Source organism: Halomonas sp. SIMBA_159, from assembly GCF_046536035.1.
GTDB lineage: Bacteria > Pseudomonadota > Gammaproteobacteria > Pseudomonadales > Halomonadaceae > Vreelandella > Vreelandella venusta_A.
Window position 1 is genome coordinate 1 of sequence record NZ_JAWJBT010000837.1, and the last position, 263, is coordinate 263.

Annotated in this window: 1 protein-coding gene; it reads right to left on the reverse strand. The window is 65.4% G+C overall.

Features of this window, described 5'->3' with window-relative positions:
- A partial coding sequence (locus tag R0J87_RS21575; RefSeq protein ID WP_498888857.1) for a hypothetical protein occupies nucleotides 1–209 on the reverse strand: 209 nt, incomplete at its 3' end.
- Nucleotides 210–263 lie beyond the last annotated feature (54 nt).

Below are 263 nucleotides of genomic sequence, written 5' to 3' on the forward strand. Positions count from 1 at the left end.
GTCGTGAAGCGCTGAGCTTTCTCGGCGTCCTTGCGCGCGCTTTCGGCCAACCCGAGCTGAGCGGCAGTCAACTGAACCTGCGCCTCGGTGAGCCTCAGCACCGTCGCGACGCCCTTCGATGTCTCCTTGGCGTGCGCTGCGGAATCCGCGAGCGACCGCTCCATGCGGCGATCCTGAGTTTTCTGCGCATAGGACCTGTCGTCAGGCATCAGCGACGCTCCAGTGGAATGAGGACCGGAGCGATCCGCGTCGGGGCATCGACG